This window comes from Cupriavidus sp. UME77, from assembly GCF_014170355.1.
GTDB lineage: Bacteria > Pseudomonadota > Gammaproteobacteria > Burkholderiales > Burkholderiaceae > Cupriavidus > Cupriavidus basilensis.
Window position 1 is genome coordinate 120,933 of record NZ_LZZU01000046.1, and the last position, 20,220, is coordinate 141,152.

20 protein-coding genes are annotated in these 20,220 nt (G+C 63.2%); 1 reads left to right on the plus strand and 19 read right to left on the minus strand.

Going from position 1 to position 20,220, the window contains the following annotated elements:
- Positions 1–166: 166 nt before the first annotated feature.
- From hemE to A9975_RS18540, 19 genes are all read right to left on the minus strand, one after another.
- Positions 167–1,264, minus strand: coding sequence for a uroporphyrinogen decarboxylase (hemE, locus tag A9975_RS18450; protein ID WP_183034079.1), 1,098 nt, complete (start codon positions 1,262–1,264; stop codon positions 167–169).
- Between the two features lie 47 nt (positions 1,265–1,311).
- Positions 1,312–2,268, minus strand: a complete 957-nt coding sequence (locus tag A9975_RS18455) for an alpha/beta hydrolase (protein WP_183034080.1) — start codon at positions 2,266–2,268, stop codon at positions 1,312–1,314.
- 83 nt (positions 2,269–2,351) lie between these two features.
- Positions 2,352–2,774, minus strand: a complete 423-nt coding sequence (locus tag A9975_RS18460) for a CoA-binding protein (RefSeq protein WP_183034081.1) — start codon at positions 2,772–2,774, stop codon at positions 2,352–2,354.
- 5 nt (positions 2,775–2,779) lie between these two features.
- Positions 2,780–3,784, minus strand: coding sequence for an RsiV family protein (locus tag A9975_RS18465; protein WP_255503300.1), 1,005 nt, complete (start codon positions 3,782–3,784; stop codon positions 2,780–2,782).
- Positions 3,785–4,562: 778 nt separating this feature from the next.
- Positions 4,563–4,979: a F0F1 ATP synthase subunit epsilon gene (locus A9975_RS18470; RefSeq protein WP_043350759.1), complete on the minus strand. Its 417-nt coding sequence runs from the start codon at positions 4,977–4,979 to the stop codon at positions 4,563–4,565.
- A 141-nt stretch (positions 4,980–5,120) separates the two neighbouring features.
- Positions 5,121–6,524: a F0F1 ATP synthase subunit beta gene (gene atpD, locus A9975_RS18475; protein WP_150987508.1), complete on the minus strand. Its 1,404-nt coding sequence runs from the start codon at positions 6,522–6,524 to the stop codon at positions 5,121–5,123.
- A 33-nt stretch (positions 6,525–6,557) separates the two neighbouring features.
- On the minus strand, positions 6,558–7,433 hold the full coding sequence (atpG, locus tag A9975_RS18480) for a F0F1 ATP synthase subunit gamma (RefSeq protein WP_043350766.1): 876 nt from the start codon (positions 7,431–7,433) through the stop codon (positions 6,558–6,560).
- A 74-nt stretch (positions 7,434–7,507) separates the two neighbouring features.
- Positions 7,508–9,049 carry a F0F1 ATP synthase subunit alpha gene (gene atpA / locus A9975_RS18485; RefSeq protein WP_150987510.1) on the minus strand — a complete coding sequence of 514 codons (1,542 nt, stop codon included), beginning with the start codon at positions 9,047–9,049 and terminating at the stop codon, positions 7,508–7,510.
- Between the two features lie 49 nt (positions 9,050–9,098).
- On the minus strand, positions 9,099–9,638 hold the full coding sequence (locus A9975_RS18490; protein WP_006157248.1) for a F0F1 ATP synthase subunit delta: 540 nt from the start codon (positions 9,636–9,638) through the stop codon (positions 9,099–9,101).
- Between the two features lie 2 nt (positions 9,639–9,640).
- Positions 9,641–10,111, minus strand: a complete 471-nt coding sequence (locus A9975_RS18495) for a F0F1 ATP synthase subunit B (protein WP_043350775.1) — start codon at positions 10,109–10,111, stop codon at positions 9,641–9,643.
- A 99-nt stretch (positions 10,112–10,210) separates the two neighbouring features.
- Positions 10,211–10,477: a F0F1 ATP synthase subunit C gene (gene atpE / locus A9975_RS18500; RefSeq protein WP_006157246.1), complete on the minus strand. Its 267-nt coding sequence runs from the start codon at positions 10,475–10,477 to the stop codon at positions 10,211–10,213.
- 62 nt (positions 10,478–10,539) lie between these two features.
- The gene (gene atpB / locus A9975_RS18505) at positions 10,540–11,403 is read right to left on the minus strand and encodes a F0F1 ATP synthase subunit A (RefSeq protein ID WP_150987512.1); all 864 of its coding nucleotides are present in this window, start codon (positions 11,401–11,403) and stop codon (positions 10,540–10,542) included.
- 248 nt (positions 11,404–11,651) lie between these two features.
- Entirely contained in the window at positions 11,652–12,152 is a 501-nt protein-coding gene (locus A9975_RS18510) for an ATP synthase subunit I (protein WP_183034083.1), read from the minus strand.
- A 377-nt stretch (positions 12,153–12,529) separates the two neighbouring features.
- Positions 12,530–13,432 carry a ParB/RepB/Spo0J family partition protein gene (locus A9975_RS18515; protein ID WP_183034084.1) on the minus strand — a complete coding sequence of 301 codons (903 nt, stop codon included), beginning with the start codon at positions 13,430–13,432 and terminating at the stop codon, positions 12,530–12,532.
- Between the two features lie 52 nt (positions 13,433–13,484).
- Positions 13,485–14,258: a ParA family protein gene (locus A9975_RS18520; protein ID WP_150987514.1), complete on the minus strand. Its 774-nt coding sequence runs from the start codon at positions 14,256–14,258 to the stop codon at positions 13,485–13,487.
- 68 nt (positions 14,259–14,326) lie between these two features.
- Positions 14,327–15,034 (minus strand): 16S rRNA (guanine(527)-N(7))-methyltransferase RsmG, encoded by a 708-nt coding sequence (gene rsmG, locus A9975_RS18525; protein WP_183034085.1) that lies wholly within the window; start codon positions 15,032–15,034, stop codon positions 14,327–14,329.
- Positions 15,035–16,975 (minus strand): tRNA uridine-5-carboxymethylaminomethyl(34) synthesis enzyme MnmG, encoded by a 1,941-nt coding sequence (gene mnmG, locus A9975_RS18530; RefSeq protein ID WP_183034086.1) that lies wholly within the window; start codon positions 16,973–16,975, stop codon positions 15,035–15,037. It abuts the gene before it with no gap.
- Between the two features lie 198 nt (positions 16,976–17,173).
- Positions 17,174–18,034, minus strand: a complete 861-nt coding sequence (locus tag A9975_RS18535; RefSeq protein WP_183034087.1) for an N-formylglutamate amidohydrolase — start codon at positions 18,032–18,034, stop codon at positions 17,174–17,176.
- 5 nt (positions 18,035–18,039) lie between these two features.
- Complete coding sequence (locus A9975_RS18540) at positions 18,040–19,035, minus strand: tripartite tricarboxylate transporter substrate binding protein BugE (RefSeq protein ID WP_183034088.1); 996 nt, start codon at positions 19,033–19,035, stop codon at positions 18,040–18,042.
- A 127-nt stretch (positions 19,036–19,162) separates the two neighbouring features.
- On the opposite strand from A9975_RS18540, the gene A9975_RS18545 reads away from it, so the two are divergent.
- A complete protein-coding gene (locus A9975_RS18545; RefSeq protein ID WP_183034089.1) occupies positions 19,163–20,107 on the plus strand; it encodes a LysR substrate-binding domain-containing protein in 945 nt (314 codons plus the stop codon).
- Positions 20,108–20,220: the final 113 nt, after the last annotated feature.

The following is a 20,220-nucleotide window of genomic DNA, read 5'->3' on the forward strand; positions in this document are numbered from 1 at the left end:
AGCGCGAACCGGCACCGAAAGGGCGAAATATTGCAAAATAGTTTACTTGACAGCGCTTCGGGCAAGCCTCCCCCGGCACCCGCCCGCCCGGCTGCGGCGCGCGAGGCCATCTCGCTGCGCCGCACAGGCGGTACCCCCGGGTGGGAGGGAAGACGTGCACCAGCTGTCACCTTGCCGCAGTACGCAGCTGCCGGCTGTAGCGATGCACCTCGTCCACCAGCACCGTCACATTCTCGGGCGGAGTGAACTGAGAGATGCCGTGCCCAAGGTTGAAGACGTGTCCGTCGCTGCCGCCGCCGGCCGCATAACTGTCGAGCACGCCACGCACCTGCTCGCGAATCGCGGCTTCCGGCGCAAACAGCACATTGGGGTCGATATTGCCCTGCAGTGCCACCTTCCCGCCGGTGCGGCGGCGCGCCTGCGTCAAGTTGACCGTCCAGTCCAGACCGAGCGCATCGGCACGGATCTCGGTGAGCGCCTCCAGCCACAATCCGCCGCCCTTGGTAAACACGATGGCCGGCACCTGCTCGCCGTTGTGCTCGCGCTTCAATCCGGCCAGCACCTTGCGCATATAGGCCAGGGAGAACGTCTGGTACATGCCGTCGGCCAGCGTGCCGCCCCAGGTGTCGAACAGCATCACGGCTTGCGCACCTGCCTCGATCTGCGCATTCAGGTAGGCCGACACGGCCTGCGCGTTGATCTCCAGGATGCGGTGCATCAGGTCGGGGCGGCTGTACATCATGGCCTTGACCGTGCGGAAATCGGAGGAGCCCGCACCCTCGACCATATAGCAGGCCAGCGTCCAGGGGCTGCCCGAGAAGCCGATCAGCGGCACGCGCTGGCGGCCGTCCTGCACCAGTGCCCGGCGGATCTCGCTGACCGCGTCGAACACGTAGGACAGCGAGGCCATGTCCGGCACCGCCAGCTTCTTGACGTCGCCTTCGGTGCGCAACGGGTGGGCAAAGCGCGGACCCTCGCCTTGCGCAAACGACAGCCCGAGGCCCATGGCATCGGGCACGGTCAGGATGTCGGAGAAGAGAATGGCCGCATCGAGCGGATAGCGCTCCAGGGGCTGCAGGGTAACTTCCGTGGCGTAGGCCGGGTTCTTGGCCAGGCCGAGGAAGCTGCCGGCGCGAGCGCGCGTGGCGTTGTATTCGGGCAGGTAACGCCCCGCCTGACGCATCAGCCACAGCGGGGTGTACTCGGTCGGTTGCCGGCGCAGCGCGCGCAGGAAGGTATCGTTCTGCAATGCGGTCATGGTCATCCTCGTAAGACCGCCATTTTACGGGATGGCCGGCCGCTGCCGGCAGCTTAGATATCCTCCGCGAGTTCCTTGAAGGCCTGCGCGGCGCGGCGCATCCATTCGCGCGCGCGCGGGGCATCGGGCTGCAGGCGGGCAAAGCCGTGCGTCATCCCGCTTGCCTCCAGCGTGATCACCGGCGCGCCGTAGCGCACCAGGTAGTCAGCGTAGGCCAGGCCGTCGTCGCGCAGCACGTCGTGGGCGGCAACCATCACGACGCTGGCCGGGGGCAGGTGCTGTGGCGCGGCGCCCATCAGGTGGATGCGCGTGTCTTCGATGGCGGCGCCGGCGGCAAGGCGCTCGGCGCCGATGAATTCCGTCCAGAACCAGGCCATTTCGTCGCGGGTGAGGCCGGGGCCATCCGCAAAAGCGCGATAGCTTTCGCTGGCCAGCACCGGCGCGGCCACGGGATAGATCAGCAACTGGGCGTTGACCAGGCCGGGGCGCCCGTGCGCATTGGCCCAGCGCGCGGCCTGCGCGGCCAGGTGCCCGCCCGCGCTGTCGCCCGCCACGGCCAGGAAGCCGGTGTCCAGGCGCAAGCGGGCGCGTTGCTCGGCGAACCACAGCACCGCCTGCAGCGCGTCGTCACACGGCGCGGGGAACGGATGCTCCGGTGCCAGCCGGTAGTCCACGCTGGCCACCGCGCAGCCAGTGTCGGCGGCGAGCAGCGCTGCCACGCTGTGATGCGTGTCATGCGATCCCACCACCCAGCCGCCGCCGTGGAAATAGACGATCAGGCGCGGCTCGGCCACGCCTTCCTGGCGGAACAATCGCGCCGCCAGCGTGCGGCCGGGTAGCTCCAGCTCCATATCGGTGGACTTGATGCCTTCCGGGTCGGGCACGACCGAGGTCGCCGTGATCTCGGCGAAGCGCGCGCGACGGCCGGCGGCACCGGCCGGCTCGGGCTGCCCGGCGTAGCGTTCGGAGAGCCGGCGGTAGTAGTCGAGAAGCTGGGGATCGATGGCCATGGCTGCTTGGGACTGAATTGAGGGCGGGATTGAGGATGGAATTGAGGACGGGATTCGGAGCTAGCGTGGCTAGTTTAGCGGGATCAGGCGGCCTGGCGCATCAGCTCGATCTTGCTGCAGCGGTCCTGAACCGCCAGCAACCCGGCGGCGGTGGCCCGGGCAAACGCCTCATCATTGACGATGCCGAGCTGCAGCCAGACGCCGCGGGCGCCGATCGCGATGGCATCCTCGACCACTGGCGGCACATCGGCTGCGCGGCGGAAGATATCGACCCAATCAATGCGCTGCCCGAACTTGGCCAAGGCCGCGGCGGCCTCGGCCAGGCTGGCGTAGCAGGTCTCGCCCAGGATGCGCTCGCCCGCATGGCGCGGATTGACGGGAACGATGCGATAGCCGTGGCGCTGCAGGTAGGCGGCCACTTCATGGCTGGGCCGGTCCGGGTGTCCGGACAGGCCGGCCACGGCTACCGTCTTCATCGCCAGCATGCCGCGAATAGCTGTCTGCATCTCGCTCACGTCGATTCCTTCTCAAAGGGTTCCGGGGACTTGTCGCGGCCGGTACCGACCGGGCGGGCACAACTGCCCAGCCGCGCGAACGGCACCGCTACCTGGTAGGCGCCCTGCGCAAATGGGCCGACCGCGTAGGGGGCATAGTGCAACACCACGCCACCGCGGTACAGGGTAAACGGGACGCGCGATTCCTGCAGCGCTTGTGCGTCAAGCAAGCCACGCGCGGGCTCGGCTGCGCCCTGCCGCTTCAGTGCCGCTTGTAGCTCGTCATTGAGTTTTTGCAGGCAAGCCTCGCCCGGCTGCAAGAGATCGGCTAGCCCGACCCGGCGATAGACCGGCTGGGCAGTTGGCGCGGATGCCACTGCACCCGCCAGGCCATGACGCCGCCACGTGCCACTCACGAAGTCGAGGCTGCCATGCGCGCCACCGCTGTAGCGCCAGGTGGTGCGCAGCAGGCCGACGTTGCCGGCATCCAGCCGCATTACCTCGATCGCGCTGCGGCACTCCTGTTCGCCCTGGCCGCAGGCGCTGGTACGCAGTGACGTAATGAGGGCATCCACGTTTGGGCGGCCGGTTTCGGGATAGCGTTCGGTAAGACGTGCGCCAGCCACATTCACGGTGCGCTCGCGATAGATTGCCTTGCGCGTGAGTGTCAATGCCTGGCGGCGGGTACCGTCGGTATTCATCCATTCCCCACTGACACTCAACCCATCGGAGGAGACGGTGCCCTCGAAACGTGCACCATCGCGGGCTTCGGGATACTCAACAGGCGCCTGGCCAGTGACGCGCTCGTGCACGCTCAGCCGTCCGTCGGATGTCAATTGGCCATCGAGTTGACGCGGCGCGCTGGCAAGCATTGAATCGTAACGGGCCGTGCCATCGATCCCGCCAGTGCCCGCGCGCGGAAATATCGTCAGCGATACCTGTATGCGGCCGTCGAGCTCGCCTTGCCAGAGCGCGCCGGCGGGGGCTTGCGGCTCGGCCGCGCCAACCTGGCCAACCGCCATGAAAGACGCGGCCAGTAACGCCGCCAGCCTATGCTGGACAAGGCCTCTCGCGATATTTGCGGGAGCCTGGGCAACGCTGTAAAAAGGGGAAAAGGGGAAGGAAAGCGGCATGGCAGTGGATGGCCGGACCGCATGGCGGATGGCAGGATCAGCGAAAGCTATCGGACCCGCGCCGCGTGGTGATGTTCCCGCCGCCTGACGGCGAGTGCGGTGGCACGTGGCCTAGCATGCCCATTTATGCCTATTTAGACGCTTATTTGGTTACCGCGCTTTCAACTTCTTGCAAACCGATACATTTTGTTACTGCCATCCCCAAAAGTTTCCCCCACAATGCTTCAACACAATCAGTTTTTGTGAAAGGCGTTCCCTCCCCCAAACAGAAAGGGAGGGCGTCATGGAAGAAAGCCTAAGGAAGCATTCCCACCCAGATTGACCGGATCGCAGGCGATGCCTGTGATCGGTGTACCAGGTTGAGATGATGTTGGCGCTTGCCGGTTCCGGATGGTTGGATCGTCTGAATGCGATCAATACCGCCTGACCGAGTGCTGGACCACCAAGAATGTGGTTAGCGCCTGTTGGTTGACCTGGACCTTACCCGTTCCTTCGAATTGACCCCTCGAAGGGATTTTCCCGTCCGCGCGGCGCCTCCCCGGCCCGCGCGCTTTTTTTTGTCCTGAGCCGACAGAATAGTCGTTGGCATGAAAAAAAGGCAGCCTCGCAGCTGCCTTTTTTTTCGCCGCCGCCAAAAAAACAACAGCTGCAGCGGCCCTGCTTTTTCTTACCGTTTCCGGCGCAGGCGCGCGATGGCAGCCAGCTGTGCTGCTGCCACGGCAAGCTCGCTCTGGGCACGTGCCAGGTCGAGATCGCTGCTCTGGTTCTGCATCAGCTCCTCGGCGGCGCGCTTGGCTTCCTGCGCCTTGGCTTCGTCGAGATCGCTGCCGCGGATAGCGGTGTCTGCCAGCACGGTGACGTGCTTGGGCTGGACTTCGAGAATCCCGCCGGCCACGAACACGAACTCTTCGCTGCCGTCTTCCTTCTCGATGCGCACCGCGCCCGGCTGGATACGCGTAATCAGCGGCGTATGGCCCGGCAGGATACCCAACTCGCCCGACTCGCCCGGCAGTGCCACGAACTTCGCCTGACCGGAGAAGATCGACGATTCGGCGCTGACGACGTCTACAAGAATGGTTGCCATGTGAATTCCTTTAGTCCCTGAAAGCTTCGGCTTCCCGTTGCCAGGAAGCAAATATTCCGCTGCCGGGCTGAGCGCGGCCGCCCCGGACATTGCTGTCCGTGGCTAGGCCGCCACTCCGGCGCCGGCAGCGAAAGACGCCGCTTACTGGAGCTTCTTGGCCTTCTCGAAGGCTTCGTCGATCGAGCCGACCATGTAGAACGCTTGCTCCGGCAGGTGATCGCACTCGCCGTCCACCAGCATCTTGAAGCCGCGGATGGTTTCCTTCAGCGTGACGTACTTGCCCGGCGAACCCGTGAACACTTCCGCAACGTGGAAGGGCTGCGACAGGAAACGCTGGATCTTACGAGCGCGCGACACCGACTGCTTGTCTTCCGGCGACAGTTCGTCCATGCCCAGAATCGCGATAATGTCGCGCAGTTCCTTGTAGCGTTGCAGCGTTTGCTGCACGCGACGGGCCACGTCGTAGTGCTCTTGACCCACGACTTGCGGGTCCAGCTGACGCGAGGTCGAGTCGAGCGGATCGACAGCCGGGTAGATACCCAGCGCGGCGATGTCACGCGACAGCACGACGGTCGAGTCCAAGTGCAGGAAGGTGGTAGCAGGCGACGGGTCGGTCAAGTCATCCGCAGGCACGTACACGGCCTGGATCGACGTGATCGAGCCAGTCTTGGTCGAGGTGATGCGCTCTTGCAGCTTGCCCATTTCCTCGGCCAGCGTCGGCTGGTAACCCACTGCGGAAGGCATACGGCCCAGCAGTGCGGACACTTCGGTACCGGCCAGCGTGTAGCGGTAGATGTTGTCGACGAAGAACAGGATGTCACGGCCTTCGTCGCGGAACTTCTCGGCCATGGTCAGGCCGGACAGTGCCACGCGCAGACGGTTGCCCGGCGGCTCGTTCATCTGGCCGAACACCATGGCCACCTTGTCGAGAACGTTCGAGTCCTTCATTTCGTGGTAGAAGTCGTTCCCTTCACGGGTACGCTCGCCCACGCCGGCGAACACCGACAAACCGCTGTGCTGCTTGGCGATGTTGTTGATGAGCTCCATCATGTTCACGGTCTTGCCGACGCCGGCGCCACCGAACAGACCCACCTTGCCGCCCTTTGCGAACGGGCACACCAGGTCGATCACCTTGATGCCGGTTTCGAGCAGGTCAACCGAAGGCGACAGTTCGTCGAACTTCGGGGCCTTCTGGTGGATCGAGCGCAGCTCGTCCGAAGCGATCGGGCCGGCTTCGTCGATGGGACGACCCAGCACGTCCATGATGCGGCCCAGCGTGCCGTGACCGACGGGCACCGAGATCGGGGCGCCAGTGCCCTTCACTGCCATGCCGCGGCGCAGGCCGTCCGACGAGCCGAGGGCAATGGTACGCACCACGCCGTCACCCAGCTGTTGCTGCACTTCGAAGGTCAGGCCCTTCTCGGCGAACGAGGCTTCGTTGCTGTCTTCCAGCACGAGCGCTTCGTAGACCTTAGGCAGCGCGTCGCGGGGGAACTCGATGTCCACCACGGCGCCAATACACTGCACAATATTTCCGATACTCATTTCGTATCTCCGATAGCTTGAATACTTGACGCCTTAGACGGCTGCGGCACCGCTGACGATTTCCGACAGTTCCTTGGTAATCGCTGCCTGACGGGTCTTGTTGTAGACCAGTTGCAGTTCGCCGATCACGTTCTTGGCATTGTCGGATGCCGCCTTCATGGCCACCATGCGCGCCGATTGCTCGGACGCCATGTTTTCGGCCACGGCCTGGTACACCAGCGCTTCGACGTAGCGGACCAACAGTTCTTCCACTACGGTCTGTGCGTCGGGCTCGTAGATGTAATCCCACGAGTAGGCGCGCTTTTCATCTTCGGTCTGGGCAAACTTGTCGGCGGGGAGCGGCAGCAGCTGCTCCACCATCGGCTCCTGCTTCATCGTATTGATGAACTTGGTGTAAGCCAGGTACACAGCATCGATTTCACCATTGGTGAAGGCGTCGAGCTGGACCTTGATGGCACCGATCAGTTTTTCCAGATGCGGGGTGTCACCGAGGTGCACCACGTGCGAGAGCACCTTGGCGCCGATGCGGCCCATGAACTGCAAGCCCTTGGAACCAATGGCGGTGCTCTGCACCTCCACGCCGCGGCTTTGCAGCTCACGCAGCTCATTGGTTACCGCACGCAGCACGTTCGTGTTCATGCCGCCGCACAGCCCCTTGTCCGTCGTTACCACGATCATGCCGGCGCGCTTGATGTCGCGTGCCACCATGAAGGGGTGCTTGAACTCGGGGTTGGCCGCAGCCAGGTGCGCCGCGATATTGCGCACTTTCTCAGCATAGGGACGGGCGTTGCGCATCCGTTCCTGCGCCTTGCGCATCTTGGACGCGGCGACCATCTCCATCGCCTTGGTGATCTTGCGCGTGTTTTGCACGCTCTTGATCTTGGTTCGAATTTCTTTCGTTCCGGCCATATCTTCCTCTCCATTCGTGCCGCACCGGCACCGTCATGGCAACGGTGCCGGCGCAGTTTCGTGGAATTGCGCGGTTAGAACGCGGCGGACTTCTTGAAATCCTCGATCGCGGCACGCAGGGTGGCTTCGTCTTCCTTCGACAGATCCTTGGAATCTTCGATGCGATTGACGAGGTCGGCGTACTTGGTCTTCAGATGGTCGTGCAGGCCCTTCTCGAACGGGAGAATGTCCTTCACTTCCACGTTGTCGAGGAAGCCGTTGTTGGCTGCGTACAGCGACGCGGCCAGCTGCCACACCTGCAGCGGCAGGTATTGAGCCTGCTTGAGCAGTTCCGTCACGCGGCGGCCGCGCTCCAGCTGCTTGCGGGTGGCATCGTCCAGGTCGGAAGCGAACTGCGCGAACGCAGCCAGTTCACGGTACTGGGCCAGGTCGGTACGGATACCGCCGGACAGCTTCTTGACGACCTTGGTCTGGGCGGCACCACCAACGCGCGACACCGAGATACCGGCGTTGATTGCGGGGCGCACACCTGCGTTGAACAGGTCGGTTTCCAGGAAGATCTGGCCGTCGGTGATCGAGATCACGTTGGTCGGCACGAAAGCGGACACGTCGCCAGCTTGCGTTTCGATCACGGGCAGCGCGGTCAGCGAGCCGGTCTTGCCGGTCACTGCGCCCTTGGTGAACTTCTCGACGTAGTCGGCGTTCACGCGGGCTGCGCGCTCGAGCAGACGCGAGTGCAGGTAGAACACGTCGCCGGGGTAAGCTTCGCGGCCCGGCGGGCGGCGCAGCAGCAGCGACACCTGGCGGTAGGCCCAGGCTTGCTTGGTCAGGTCGTCATAAACGATCAGCGCGTCTTCGCCGCGGTCGCGGAAGTACTCGCCCATCGTGCAACCAGCGTAGGCAGCCAGGTACTGCATGGCGGCGGAGTCCGAAGCCGTAGCAGCAACGACGATGGTGTATTCCATCGCGCCCAGTTCTTCGAGCTTGCGCACCACGTTGTTCACGGTCGAAGCCTTCTGACCGATTGCCACGTAGACGCAGAAAACGCCCTTGCCCTTCTGGTTGATGATCGCGTCGACAGCAACGGCGGTCTTGCCGGTCTGGCGGTCGCCAATGATCAGCTCGCGCTGGCCGCGGCCAATCGGCACCATCGCGTCGATCGACTTCAGGCCGGTCTGCACCGGCTGGCTGACCGACTGACGTGCGATCACGCCAGGGGCAACCTTTTCGATCACGTCGGTTTCTTTGGCGTTGATCGGGCCTTTGCCATCGATCGGCTGACCCAGCGTGTTGACCACGCGGCCCAGCAGTTCCTTGCCAACCGGCACTTCCAGAATGCGGCCGGTGCACTTGACCGGGTCGCCTTCGGAAATGTGTTCGTAGTCGCCCAGCACCACGGCGCCGACAGAGTCGCGCTCGAGGTTCAGTGCCAGACCGAACGTGTTACCGGGGAATTCCAGCATCTCGCCCTGCATCACGCCAGACAGGCCGTGCACGCGGCAGATACCATCGGTCACGGAAATCACCGTGCCGGTGTTGCGCACTTCAGCGTCGGCGCCAAGACCCGAGATGCGGGACTTGATCAGCTCGCTGATTTCTGAGGGGTTCAGTTGCATCACAATGCTCCTAATTCTTCAATCCGTCGGCTGGTGCGCTTCTCGCGCATCATGCGGTCAGCGCCACTTGCATTGCTGCCAGGCGCGCACGCACGGAGGTGTCGAGCACTTCGTCGCCGACCTTGACGCGCACGCCGCCAATCAGCGACGGGTCCACCGCAACCGAGGGCTGCAGCTTGCGGCCGAACTTGCGTTCGAGCGCGGCGACGAGGTCGGTCAGGCTTGCGCCCTCAAGGGGGAAGGCACTCGTGATCTCGACATCAGCCGACCCTTCACGGTCGTTCTTGAGCGCATGGAACTGCTCGGCGATTTCCGGCAATACCGACAGGCGGTGGTTATCCACCAGCAGGCTGACGAAGCGCTTGGCTTCGTCGTTGACCGGAGACTTCAGGGCCGACAGGAACAGTGCGCTCAGCTTGTCGCCGTGCACGTTCGGATCGCCAGCCACCGCCTTCATGTCGGGATTGGCGGCAACTTGCCCCATTTCCGACACCAGCTCGGACCATGCATCCAGATTGCCGCTCGATTCGGTCGCGACGCGGAACAGCGCCTCGGCGTAGGGACGGGCAATGGTTGCGGTTTCAGCCATGATTAGAGCTCAGCCTTGAGTTGATTGAGCAGATCCGCGTGGACCTGCGCGTTCACTTCGCGCTTGAGGATCTGCTCGGCACCCTTGACGGCCAGCACGGCGACCTGGTCGCGCAATTGCTCGCGCGCACGGGTAACTTGCTGTTCGGCTTCGGCCTTGGCCTGGGCAATGATGCGTGCGGCTTCTGCCTGGGCGTTTTGCTTGATCTCGTCAGCGGTCAGCTGAGCGCGCTTCTCGGCGTCAGCGACGCGTTGAGCGCCTTCGGTGCGGGCTTCGGCCAGGGCCTGGTCCACGCGCTTGTTGGCGAGTTCGAGCTCAGCCTTGCCTTTTTCAGCGGCGGCGAGGCCATCGGCGATCTTCTTTGCGCGTTCGTCGAGCGCCTTCACCAGCGGCGGCCAAATGAATTTGGCAACTACCCACCACAGGATGAAGAACACGACCATCTGCGCAAAAAACGTTGCGTTCAGATTCATGGTGTGTTCCTTTCGGTAATCAAACTACAGATAAATGCGCAAGGGCGGCCAGGCTAAGTGGCCCGCGCCGCCCGTCAGCATCATGCAGACCGAAAAGAATTACTTGATGACAGCCAGCAGCGGGTTGGCGAATGCGAACAGCATTGCAACGCCCACGCCGATCAGGAATGCCGCGTCGATCAGGCCAGCCAGCAGGAACATCTTGGTTTGCAGCGGGTTCATCAGTTCAGGCTGACGTGCGCACGCTTCGATGTACTTGCCACCCATCAGGGCGATACCCAGGCAGGCGCCGATTGCGCCCAGACCGATGATGATGCCGATACCGATGGCGGTCAGACCCTGGATGTTGGCGAGATATGCTTGCATGACTACTCCTTTAATTGAGAAGAGACTTAGAACCAAAAAACCGAAAAACCGAAAAACTTAAATCAGTGGTGATCGTGTGCCTGGCCGATGTACACCAGCGTCAGCATCATGAAAATGAAAGCCTGGAGCAGAACGATCAGGATGTGGAAGATCGCCCATACCGTACCGGCCAGCACATGACCGACGAAGCCCAGCGCGGAGAGGTCCGCACCGAACGTCCAGATGGAACCCAGCAGCGCGATCAGCAGGAACACCAGTTCGCCGGCGTACATGTTGCCGAACAACCGCATGCCCAGCGAAACCGCCTTGGCCAGGAATTCAATCAGGTTCAGGATCAGGTTGAACGGGGCCAGGTACCACTTGGCGCCGAACGGGGCCGACAGCAGTTCATGGGCAAAGCCGCCCACGCCCTTGATCTTGAAGCTGTAATAGATCATCAGCACCAGCACTGCACACGACATGCCCAGCGTACCGTTCAGGTCGGCCGTGGCAACCGCGCGGTGGTGCGGCAGATGGATGTGGAAAATACCCAGCAGGCCGTTCAGGCCGGTAACCCAGTCGACCGGGATCAAGTCGATGGCATTCATCACCGTGATCCAGCAGAACACCATCAGTGCCAGCGGAGCGATGAAGGAACGGTCGCCATGGATGATGCCCTTGGCCTGGTCGTCGACCATCTCGACGATCATTTCCACGAAAGCCTGGAAGCGGCCCGGCACGCCGGCGGTCGCGCGGCGCGCGGCGGCGTACAGGAAAATCACGGCGATGGCGCCGCACAGCACCGACCAGAACACGGTGTCGTAGTTGAGGACGCTGAAGTCAACGACGGAGGCTTGCTTGCCGCCAACCGTATTGAGGTTCTGCAAGTGTTCGGCGATATAGCCGGAGGGGGTGAGGGCCTGTTCGGCGCCTTGAGCAGCTGACATGTCGAAACGAACCGTAATATTGCGAAACCAGTTGCCGGCAATTTGCCGGTACGCTTCTTGCACCGCCTTCAGCACACTTTGCTGGTCACCGCGGGCAAGCTCGTTTGAACCTTATCCACGCCGCGCTTCACTGTTGTGACGCGCCACGCAAAAACATCTTGATATTCTGTTTTCGTGCCCCACTTCGACGAGAAGCACACTTATCCGACCTACCGCGCCTGGCCGGCCCACCAGCCTGGGGCGCAACCTCAGCGAATCGCCAGCGCGACCCAGTAAGTCTTGAGCACAAGCAGGAACGTGACCAGCATCGGTACCCAGCGCAACTCGCTGTACAGCACCACTACCAGGACGAACAACCCGGCGGTGGCAAACACCTTGATCGCCTCGCCGACCACCAGTCCGCTGATCGAGGGACGTTCGCGCGCCATCCAGAGTCGCAGCGCGAAGAAACCACTGGGCACGAAACAAACCGTGCCACCGAGCAGTGCCGACCAACCCGCCGCGCCGGCGTTACCGCCAGCAAAAAGTCGCCAGGCAATGGCCGACAACAAAGTAACCGCAACCTGCGCCAGCACGACCCTGCCGGGCGTCATGCGCGAAGGGCGCAGCGCGCGCTCGCCGAACAGCGTTTCCGCCTCGACGCGCGACAGCGGATCGACCGCCTCTTCTTCGCGTTCTGCCTCGTCTTCCCAGGCATCACGCGTCTGCCAGTCGGTTTTCCGACCAGCATCCTGACGATCTGAAACCACCTGCTATTGCCTTTGCTCGTTGCTGCTTGTTGTTTAATCCGCCCCGGAACTTTTCTGGACCGGCCGGAATTCAAACCGCACGATTTTACGAGGAATGCACCATGCGAGTCAATCTGCTTACAGACGCCTTGCAACAGTCCGCATTTCACTTGCAATCGCCACGAACCCATAGTGCGTGCGCGGCCGACGCCCAACAATAACGCGCCAGGTAATTGAGCCGCCCAAGGCTGGCGGCGCACCATATTCGTTTATCGGCCTTGCACAGACCTTACACAGGCGTGCGCGCGCCGAGCCAGAACCGGCCAGCATCCAATTGCACCAAGCCGCTGCACAGCGGCACCGACCGTTAATCGCGCACTATTTTTGGGAAATCCCGCTCAGGCGGGTGACTGGCTTTCGCCGGGCTCGCGCAGGCGTGTCAGCACACCGTCGAGCGCATCATTGCTGGTGAAGTGAATGGTGAGCTGGCCTTTGCCCCGCACGCCCAGCTTGATCTGCACCGGCAGGCCAAGCACGTCGGATAGTTCTTCCTCAAGCCGGGCCACGTCGCGCGCCGGCGCGCCGTTGTTCGGCTTCTGCAACCTGAGGTCAAAGGGCTTGAGGGTGGAGGCTACCAGCTTTTCGGTCTCGCGCACCGATAAACGTTTGTTAATGATCTGATTGGCGAGCGTGATCTGGTTGGCGCCGTCGGCGGAGAGCAGCGCACGGGCGTGGCCCATGTCGAGGTCGCCCGCCATCAGCATGGTCTGCACCGGCTGGGCCAGGTTCAGCAGACGCAGCAGGTTGGACACCGCGCTGCGCGAGCGCCCTACCGATTCCGCTGCCTGCTCGTGGGTGAAATTGAATTCGCGCACCAGGCGCATGATGCCCTGCGCTTCTTCCAGCGGGTTGAGGTCTTCACGCTGGATATTCTCGATGAGCGCCATCGCAGCCGCGGCTTCGTCGGCCACGTCCTTGACCAGCACCGGCACCTCTTCAAGCCCGGCGATCCTGGAGGCGCGGAAGCGGCGCTCGCCGGCAATGATCTCGTAGCGATCCGGCTCTGCAACGCGGCGCACCAGGATCGGCTGCATCAGGCCTTGGGCACGGATGCTCGCGGCCAGCTCCTGCAGCGCGCCTTCGTCCATGCGCGTGCGCGGCTGGTACTTGCCGGGCTGGAGCTGGTCCAGGCGGAGCACAGAGGGTGCGCCCTCCTGCTTCACGGCATCGACGATCTCGGCTGGCCCACCCAGCAGGGCTTCCAGTCCGCGGCCCAGGCCCTTCTTCTTCGCGGTGCTCATCTCGGTATCCTGTATTCGGTGACTCTCAACCCGGTGACTCTCAGCCCGGCGTTCAGTCGAGTTGCTTGACGCGCGCGATCATCTCGGCGCCGAAATCGAGGTAGGCCTTGGCCCCCTTGGACGACGGATCGAACGCCACGCCGGGCACGCCATAGGATGGTGCTTCCGCCAGTCGCACATTGCGCGGGATGACGGTCTTGAACACCTTGTCGCCAAAATGCGACTCAAGCTGGGCCGACACTTGTTGTTGCAAAGTGACACGCGGATCAAACATCACACGAAGCAAGCCAATCACTTTCAGGTCGCGATTGAGGTTGGCGTGCACCTGCTTGATGGTATTGACGAGATCCGACAGCCCTTCCAGTGCGAAGTACTCGCACTGCATCGGCACGATCACGCCGTTGGCCGCGCACAGCCCGTTGAGGGTCAGCAGCGACAGCGACGGCGGGCAGTCGATCAAGACGAAATCGTATTCGGCATCGACCTCGGCAATGGCGTTCTTGAGGCGTTTCTCGCGCTGGTCCAGTTCGACCAGTTCCACTTCCGCGCCGGCCAGTTCGCGGTTGGCGGGCAGCACGTCGTACTTGCCGGATTCGGAATGCTGGCGCGCCTGGCTCACCGTCGACAAGCCAACCAGCACCTGGTAGACGCTGTGCTCGAGCGACTGCTTGTCGATGCCGGAACCCATCGAGGCATTGCCCTGGGGATCGAGGTCGATCAGCAACACACGCTGGTCCTGTGCCGCCAAGCCGGCGGCAAGGTTCACCGTGGTGGTGGTCTTGCCGACGCCGCCCTTCTGGTTTGCGATCACGAATACCTTGGCCATATGTTCCTGCTGCTCCTGCTTGATTTCTACCTGCCGGGGGTGGGCGCCGGCGACAACCACCGGCCGGGTCAGCGGCGCGACAGCACCACCAGGTGACGTTCTGCGTCCAGTTCCGGTACGGTCAGGCGTGGTATTGCCTCAACCTGCCACTCGGCCATCAGGCCGGCCGCTTCCATGCGATCGAGTTCGGGCTGAGGATAAACGCCCTTCATGGCAATCAGCTTGCCGCCCGGCGCCAGCAGGTGGCCGGCGAGCGATGCGAAATCGCTCAGCTCGGCAAACGCGCGAGACGTGATGACTGCGTATCCCTTGCCATCTTCCAGCTTTTCGACCGGGCCCCAATGGGCAGCAGCGTTGGACAGGCCGAGCTGTGCCCGGCATTGCGTCAGGAACGCAGTTTTCTTTTGCACGATGTCGACCATCAGCACCGACAGGTCGGGACAGGTGATGGCCAGCGGCAGACCAGGCATGCCGCCGCCCGAACCTACGTCCAGCACCCGGCCACGCGCGCCCTCCTCGACCGCCGCGGCGCGAGCCGCTTGCGCCAGCACCGGCACGGCAGCCAGCGAGTCGAGCATGTGATGGGTCAACATCTCGTCGGGATGGCGGATGGCGGTCAGGTTATAGATGGCGTTCCATTTGCGCAGCAGTGCCAGATAGGCAAACAACTGATCGATCTGGCTCGCGGAGAGCGCCAGGCCGATGGCGGACAAGCCTGCCTCCAGGCGGCGGCGCTGGTCGGCGTCATCCACGGCCGCGTAACGTTGGTTCCTCACTCAGGCGGCCTCTTGGCTGGAGTCGGACTTGGTACGCCCCATGCCCTTCTTTTTCAGATGGACCAGCAGCAGCGAAATCGCGGCTGGCGTCACGCCAGAAATACGCGATGCCTGGCCGAGGGTCTCGGGCCGGTGCTGATTCAGCTTCTGGCCAACCTCAATGCCAAGGCCCCGCACTTCCGTGTAGTCGAAATCTTCAGGCAGGCGGGTGGATTCGTTGGCTTCGAGCTTGTCCACCTCTGCGGCTTGCCGGGCGATGTAGCCGTGATACTTGATGCCGATCTCGATCTGCTCGCGAATCTGCGCGACCAGCAGCGGGTCGGCATCGAGTGCCTGGGCAGGTGCGAACTTGCCTTCCTGCAACGCCATCAGCGCTTCGTACGTGACAGCGGGACGGCGCAGCAGATCGGCGAGGTTGTACTCGCGCTCGATCGCCTTGCCCAGCAACGGCACGGCATCGGCTTCCGGCAGGATGCCCGGATTCACCCAGGTACCCTTCAGCCGCTCTGTTTCACGTGAAACAGCATCGCGTTTCCGGTTAAATGCATCCCAACGCACATCATCGACCACACCCAGCTCCCGACCGGCCTCGGTCAATCGCATATCGGCATTATCTTCCCGCAGGCTCAAACGGAACTCGGCGCGGCTGGTGAACATTCGGTACGGTTCCGAGACCCCACGGGTGATCAGATCGTCGACCAGAACCCCAAGATAGGCTTGGTCCCGCCGGGGAGTCCAGGCATCGCGCTCCCGTACGAAGCAGCCGGCATTGATCCCAGCCAGCAGGCCCTGGGCAGCCGCTTCTTCGTAGCCAGTAGTGCCGTTGATCTGCCCGGCAAAGAACAAGCCGCTGATGGCCTTGGACTCCAGCGAGGCCTTGAGGGCACGCGGATCAAAGTAATCGTACTCGATGGCGTAGCCCGGGCGCAGGATGTGCGCGTTCTCCATGCCCCGGATCGAGTGCACCAGGGCAAGTTGCACGTCGAACGGCAGGCTGGTGGAGATACCGTTGGGGTAGAACTCGTTGGTCGTCAGCCCTTCCGGTTCCAGGAAGATCTGGTGGCTGTCCTTGCTGGCAAAGCGGTGGATCTTGTCCTCGATGCTGGGACAGTACCGCGGCCCCACCCCTTCGATCACGCCGGTGTACATCGGCGAGCGATCCAGGCCGCCACGGATGATGTCGTGGGTCCGGCTGTTGGTATGCGTGATCCAGCACGGCAGTTGCTGCGGGTGCTGCTCGGCACGACCCAGGAAGGAGAACACCGGCACCGGATCGAGATCGCCGGGTTGCTCATCCATCACGGAGAAATCGATGGTGCGTCCGTCGATACGCGGCGGCGTACCGGTCTTCAGGCGGCCCTGCGGCAGCTTGAGCTCTTTCAGGCGCGCGGAAAGCGAGACCGAGGCCGGGTCGCCCGCGCGACCGCCTGTGTAGTTATCCAGCCCCACGTGAATCTTCCCATCGAGGAAGGTACCGGCGGTCAGCACCACGGCGCGTGCGCGGAAGGTGATGCCGACCTGCGTGACGGCGCCGACAACACGATCACCCTCCACCACCAGGTCATCCACGGCCTGCTGGAACAGCATGAGGTTGGGCTGATTCTCCAGCCGCGCGCGAATCGCCTTGCGATACAGCACACGGTCCGCCTGAGCGCGCGTGGCACGTACGGCCGGGCCCTTGCTGGAATTCAGGATGCGGAATTGGATGCCCGACTCATCCGTGGCTGCCGCCATGGCGCCGCCCATCGCATCCACCTCCTTGACGAGATGGCCCTTGCCAATGCCGCCGATGGACGGATTGCAGCTCATCTGACCAAGGGTCTCGATGTTGTGGCTCAGCAGCAGCGTCTGGCAACCCATACGCGCCGCGGCGAGTGCAGCTTCCGTGCCGGCGTGGCCACCACCGACAACAATGACATCGAATTCTTTTGGGTAAAGCATGGAGGCACCTCCTCCGGGAGGCTAGCGGGAATAAATCGGGATGCCGAATTATAGCGGCAATCTCCGTGGCGTCCCTGCGCCGCAGCATGTTTCACGTGAAACATGCGCCATGAAGAACTTGGGTGTGTTCCACGTGAAACAAAAAAGCCAGGCGCAATGGCCCGGCTTTCTTGTGTGCACAGCGGAAGACCGAGGCACCTACAGTCTGCGTTGCTCGCTCAGATAAGCGCCGATGCGCTCGACAAGTCGACCAAGATTGACCTGGAGTTCGTCAAAGCCACCGTTACGCTCACGTGTCACTTCATCCATGTACAGCGGCCGGCGAATCTCGATCTGCAAGCTGTTGCGCCGCTCGGCCGGGCGGCCGATTTGTGCGATCAGTTGCACGCCCTTGTACGGATCGTTGCGCGCCACGGTATATCCCAGCGCGCGCAATTCCGACGCCACCAGCCCGACAAAGCCAGCCTCGCAGGTGGCGCCATCGCGGTCGCCCAGCACAAAATCGGCCAGCGGGTGCGGACTCTGAATCTTGAGGCGCTCGTACGCGTTGTTCGGCATCGAGTGCAGGTTCAGATGCCAGACCGCCCCGAAGCGCCGATAGGTGTCCTCGACCGCTTCCGACAGCGCCCGATGGTAGGGCCGATAGTAGCGGTCGATCCGGTCGCGTACCTCTTGCAGCGAGAGCTTGCGGTCGTAGATCGGGGTGGCCGCATCCATGTTGCGCCAGATCAGCCCGTAGCCAAGGCGAGTCTTCTCGCCCGGCGCCAACGGCTCGGGCCACGCACCGTCCAGCAAGTCGGGGTCCAGATCATCGAGCGTGCGATTAGGATCGATGTAGACACGCGGAAAATTAGCCGCGATCAGCGTACCGCCGACGCGCGGCACGGATTCCCAAAGCGCGTCGATGTGCGTGTCCTCGCCGGCACGCAATCGCTGTGTGGGGATGGCCGCCCGGAAGTCCCGCGGGTAATGGGTGCCGCTATGTGGCGAGTCGCACACCAGCGGCAACGCCTGGGCCAAGGGCGCGAAGCGGACGAAGGGCTCGAAGTTGTCGCTCATCGCTGTCAGTCCAGCTTGATATTGGCGGCCTTGGCCACGCGCGCATAGCGCGCCATCGCTTGCTGGATCTGCACCTTGAAGCCGTCCGGCGTGGTCGGCACCAGCGTGCCGCCGGACTCCTCGACCTTGCGCTTGAACTCCGGATTCAGCATCGCCTTGTGGATGGCGTCGTTGAGCTTGGCGACGATGGCCGGCGGCGTGCCGGCAGGTGCGACGATGCCGAACCAGCCGCCATCGCCCATCTCCTTATAGCCCAGTTCCGCATAGGTCGGAACATTGGGCAGCTGCGGCGAACGGGCGGAACCGAGCACGGCCAGCGCTCGCAGCCGGCCCGATTTCACGTGGGGCAGCGTGGACGAAAGGTTGTCGGTAATGGCGTTGACCTGCCCTGCCACCGCATCGTTGAGTGCCAGGCCCGCGCCCTTGTACGGCACGTGCAGAATGTCGATCTTCGCCAGCATCATGAAGTTCTCGATGTTCACATGGCCGAGCGAGCCGGCGCCGGGAGAGGCGAAGCTGTACTTGCCGGGGTTGGCACGGACAAGCGCGACGAACTCCTGCATGGTCTTGGCCGGCACGCTGGGGTGCACAGCGAACACGCTCGGGATAGCCACCACGTTGGTGACTGGCGCGAAATCCTTGATCGGATCGTAGTTCAGCTTGGGATAGACAGCCGGGTTCGAGCCGTGCGTGCTGACCGTCGCCATGCCGATGGTGTAGCCGTCCGGCGCCGCGCGGGCAACCTGCTCCATGCCCAGCGATCCACCGGCGCCACCCTTGTTCTCCACCACGATGGACTGGCCCAGCTCGCGCCCGCCGAACTCCGCCACCAGGCGTGCCGACAGGTCGGTCGAGCCGCCCGCGGCAAAGGGCACGATCAGGCGAATCGGCTTGTTCGGATAGTTGGCCTGCGCTTGCGCGCCACCGGCTGCGGTCAGGCTGGCGCATGCCGCCAGGCAAGACAGGACAAAATGCCGGCGCGGAAGTTGGGCTCGGATCATGCGGACTTCTCCTTGGATTTCTATGAGTTGGCTCGCCAAGTGTCGGGAGTTTACCGAGTCCGCACAAACGACTATATTGCACGGTTGCATTACCAAAGATCATTCTCGGCACACCCGCCCCCACCGCATGCGGCTACGCTCGCCCTCGATGTCCGAACTCCATGCCTTTGCCGCCGCCGCGCGGCTGGGCAGCTTCACGCGCGCGGCCGAAGACCTGTGCGTGACCCAGGGCGCGATCAGCCGTGCGATTGCCCGGCTGGAATCCCACTTTGGCCAACCCCTGCTCCAGCGCAACGCGCATCGACTGACGCTCACCGATGCCGGCCGTCAGCTGCTCGACTCGGTGGCCGGCCCGCTGGCAGTCATCGAGAACGCCAGCGCCGCCCTGCTCTCTCGCGACCGTCAGCATCACCTCACGCTGTCCGCCGTGCCCACGCTCGCCAGCGTATGGCTGATACCGAGGCTGCCGGATTTCCACCGCCGCTACCCCGAGATCCGCCTGGACTTCGTGCCCTACCGGCGCAACGAGGACTTCTCAGGCCCGGCACCGGATGCCGCAATCCTCGCCGGCACCTCGGACCGCTGGCCGGGCCTGCAATGCGACTACGTGATCGGCAGCGAGATGGTGCCCATCTGCCATCCCGACCGGGCCCGCGCCCGCCATGAGTCTGGACGATGGTCCCGACCGGCAGAACTGCTCGAGGAACCCTTGCTCTACCACACCACCGCCCCGGCCAACTGGCAGCACTGGCTGTCCGCGGCAGGCGTACCCAGTGCTGCGCCGGCGCTTGCCACGGGCTTCGACCAGGTCTCGATTCTGGTCCAGGCGGTCAAGGCGGACATGGGCGTGGCCGTGTTGCAGCGCTGTCTGGTACGGGATGAGATCGCCGCAGGGCGCGTAGTGGCGCCGTTTGATTTGCCGATCAGGCTGACGCGGGGATACTTCCTGTGTGCGCCGAGGGAGAGGCGGGACCATCCCGCATTTGCCAAGTTTCGTGCGTGGCTACTTGGCATGGCAGCACAAGATCCCGACGTGCTGCAGGCCAATCAGGAAAATTCACTGGATACATAGTAGATAGCTTGATTCCAGAAATTATTTTGTTCAGCGAATATTCACTTGCCTCTTGGTCCACCGATATCTACATAACGAATGTATAGTCAATTCTTATGATTCCCAACATTCTT

Excerpts from the sequence above, each read along its gene's own strand:
- hemE (WP_183034079.1), bottom strand. The coding sequence starts at position 1,264 with ATGACCATGACCGCATTGCAGAACGATACCTTCCTGCGCGCGCTGCGC.
- A9975_RS18455 (WP_183034080.1), bottom strand. The coding sequence starts at position 2,268 with ATGGCCATCGATCCCCAGCTTCTCGACTACTACCGCCGGCTCTCCGAA.
- A9975_RS18460 (WP_183034081.1), bottom strand. The coding sequence starts at position 2,774 with ATGCAGACAGCTATTCGCGGCATGCTGGCGATGAAGACGGTAGCCGTG.
- A9975_RS18465 (WP_255503300.1), bottom strand. The coding sequence starts at position 3,784 with ATGGCGGTTGGCCAGGTTGGCGCGGCCGAGCCGCAAGCCCCCGCCGGC.
- A9975_RS18470 (WP_043350759.1), bottom strand. The coding sequence starts at position 4,979 with ATGGCAACCATTCTTGTAGACGTCGTCAGCGCCGAATCGTCGATCTTC.
- atpD (WP_150987508.1), bottom strand. The coding sequence starts at position 6,524 with ATGAGTATCGGAAATATTGTGCAGTGTATTGGCGCCGTGGTGGACATC.
- atpG (WP_043350766.1), bottom strand. The coding sequence starts at position 7,433 with ATGGCCGGAACGAAAGAAATTCGAACCAAGATCAAGAGCGTGCAAAAC.
- atpA (WP_150987510.1), bottom strand. The coding sequence starts at position 9,049 with ATGCAACTGAACCCCTCAGAAATCAGCGAGCTGATCAAGTCCCGCATC.
- A9975_RS18490 (WP_006157248.1), bottom strand. The coding sequence starts at position 9,638 with ATGGCTGAAACCGCAACCATTGCCCGTCCCTACGCCGAGGCGCTGTTC.
- A9975_RS18495 (WP_043350775.1), bottom strand. The coding sequence starts at position 10,111 with ATGAATCTGAACGCAACGTTTTTTGCGCAGATGGTCGTGTTCTTCATC.
- atpE (WP_006157246.1), bottom strand. The coding sequence starts at position 10,477 with ATGCAAGCATATCTCGCCAACATCCAGGGTCTGACCGCCATCGGTATC.
- atpB (WP_150987512.1), bottom strand. The coding sequence starts at position 11,403 with ATGTCAGCTGCTCAAGGCGCCGAACAGGCCCTCACCCCCTCCGGCTAT.
- A9975_RS18515 (WP_183034084.1), bottom strand. The coding sequence starts at position 13,432 with ATGAGCACCGCGAAGAAGAAGGGCCTGGGCCGCGGACTGGAAGCCCTG.
- A9975_RS18520 (WP_150987514.1), bottom strand. The coding sequence starts at position 14,258 with ATGGCCAAGGTATTCGTGATCGCAAACCAGAAGGGCGGCGTCGGCAAG.
- mnmG (WP_183034086.1), bottom strand. The coding sequence starts at position 16,975 with ATGCTTTACCCAAAAGAATTCGATGTCATTGTTGTCGGTGGTGGCCAC.
- A9975_RS18535 (WP_183034087.1), bottom strand. The coding sequence starts at position 18,034 with ATGAGCGACAACTTCGAGCCCTTCGTCCGCTTCGCGCCCTTGGCCCAG.
- A9975_RS18540 (WP_183034088.1), bottom strand. The coding sequence starts at position 19,035 with ATGATCCGAGCCCAACTTCCGCGCCGGCATTTTGTCCTGTCTTGCCTG.
- A9975_RS18545 (WP_183034089.1), top strand. The coding sequence starts at position 19,163 with ATGCGGCTACGCTCGCCCTCGATGTCCGAACTCCATGCCTTTGCCGCC.